The following is a 2,500-nucleotide window of genomic DNA, read 5'->3' on the forward strand; positions in this document are numbered from 1 at the left end:
AGACGCTTAACTTCCGTGTTCGGCATGGGAACGGGTGTGGCCGTCTCGCTATCGCCACCAGACTCTACAGGGCTTGTTCCCTGAAAACTGAGGATTCATCAACACAAACCATTAGACTAGATCAAAGCCTCGACCGATTAGTATCATTCAGCTCCACGTGTCACCACGCTTCCACCCATGACCTATCTACCTCATCGTCTCTGAGGGGTCTTTCTTGATTGCTCAAAGGGAAATCTCATCTCGGAGGGGGCTTCATGCTTAGATGCTTTCAGCACTTATCCCGTCCGCACGTAGCTACCCAGCGGTGCTCCTGGCGGAACAACTGGTACACCAGCGGTGCGTCCATCCCGGTCCTCTCGTACTAAGGACAGCTCTCCTCAAATTTCCTGCGCCCACGACGGATAGGGACCGAACTGTCTCACGACGTTCTGAACCCAGCTCGCGTACCGCTTTAATGGGCGAACAGCCCAACCCTTGGGACCTACTCCAGCCCCAGGATGCGATGAGCCGACATCGAGGTGCCAAACCTCCCCGTCGATGTGGACTCTTGGGGGAGATCAGCCTGTTATCCCCAGGGTAGCTTTTATCCGTTGAGCGATGGCCCTTCCATGCGGAACCACCGGATCACTAAGCCCGACTTTCGTCCCTGCTCGACTTGTAGGTCTCGCAGTCAAGCTCCCTTCTGCCTTTGCACTCTTCGAATGATTTCCAACCATTCTGAGGGAACCTTTGGGCGCCTCCGTTACTGTTTAGGAGGCGACCGCCCCAGTCAAACTACCCGCCTGACACGGTCCTCCAGCCGGATCACGGCTGCGAGTTAGAGACTCTATACGCAAAGGGTGGTATCCCAAGGGTGTCTCCACCGAAGCTGGCGCTCCGGCTTCACAAACTCCCACCTATCCTGTACATCGCGTACAAAGCCTCAATATCAGGCTGTAGTAAAGCTCCATGGGGTCTTTCCGTCCTGTCGCGGGTAACCTGCATCTTCACAGGTACTATGATTTCACCGGGTCTCTCGTTGAGACAGTGCCCAAATCGTTACGCCTTTCGTGCGGGTCGGAACTTACCCGACAAGGAATTTCGCTACCTTAGGACCGTTATAGTTACGGCCGCCGTTTACTGGGGCTTCGGTTCAGTGCTTCTCTTGCGATGACACATCCCCTTAACCTTCCAGCACCGGGCAGGCGTCAGCCCCTATACTTCATCTTGCGATTTAGCAGAGACCTGTGTTTTTGCTAAACAGTCGTTTGGGCCTATTCACTGCGGCTTATGTCGCCATAAGCGTCCCTTCTCCCGAAGTTACGGGACCATTTTGCCGAGTTCCTTAACGAGAGTTATCCCGCGCGTCTTAGAATTCTCATCTCGCCTACCTGTGTCGGTTTGCGGTACTGGCGCCGACCTCCTCACTAGAGGCTTTTCTTGGCAGCGTGAAATCCGGTGCTTCGCCCTACGGGCTCCACGTCACAGCTCAACCTTGTATGCCGGGCGGATTTGCCAACCCGACGGCCTCGCTGCTTGTCCGTGCACTTCCAGTCGCACGGTCACCTTATCCTTCTGCGTCCCCCCATCGTTCAAACGGTGGTACGGCGGTACAGGAATATCGACCTGTTGTCCATCGCCTACGCCTTTCGGCCTCGGCTTAGGTCCAGACTAACCCTGAGCGGACGAGCCTTCCTCAGGAAACCTTAGGCTTTCGACGGAGGGGATTCTCACCCCTCTTTTCGCTACTCACACCGGCATTCTCACTTCCAAGCGCTCCACGGCTCCTCACGATACCGCTTCACTGCTGCTTGGAACGCTCTCCTACCATCCCTTACGGGATCCATAGCTTCGGTGGTATGTTTAGCCCCGTTACATTTTCGGCGCGGCGCCACTCGACTAGTGAGCTATTACGCACTCTTTGAATGGTGGCTGCTTCTAAGCCAACATCCTAGTTGTCTGTGCAGCGCCACATCCTTTTCCACTTAACATACACTTGGGGACCTTAGCTGATGGTCTGGGCTGTTTCCCTCTCGACTACGGATCTTATCACTCGCAGTCTGACTCCCGAGTACAAGTTGCTGGCATTCGGAGTTTGACTGAATTCGGTAACCCTGTGGGGGCCCCTAGTCCAATCAGTGCTCTACCTCCAGAACTCTTCACCTCGAGGCTAGCCCTAAAGCTATTTCGGAGAGAACCAGCTATCTCCAGGTTCGATTGGCATTTCACCGCTACCCACACCTCATCCCCGCACTTTTCAACGTGCGTGGGTTCGGACCTCCAGTCAGTGTTACCTGACCTTCATCCTGGACATGGGTAGATCACCTGGTTTCGGGTCTACGACGACGGACTGATGCGCCCTGTTCAGACTCGCTTTCGCTGCGGCTCCGCCTCATCGGCTTAACCTCGCCCGCCATCGTAACTCGCCGGTTCATTCTACAAAAGGCACGCCATCACCCGTGAACGGGCTCTGACTACTTGTAGGCATACGGTTTCAGGATCTCTTTCACTCCCCTTCCGG

At 55.2% G+C, this 2,500-nt stretch carries 1 rRNA gene and 1 other annotated feature (1 of these 2 cut by a window edge); the gene reads right to left on the reverse strand.

The annotated features are described in order from the left end of the window. Positions 1 to 62: a sequence feature (5S ribosomal RNA rRNA prediction is too short), on the reverse strand. A 55-nt stretch (positions 63 to 117) separates the two neighbouring features. Continuing rightward, a 23S ribosomal RNA gene (locus AC3AP5_RS13280) occupies positions 118 to 2,500 on the reverse strand (it continues 531 nt past the right edge of the window).

The sequence above is a fragment of the Idiomarina sp. D18 genome, from assembly GCF_057748155.1.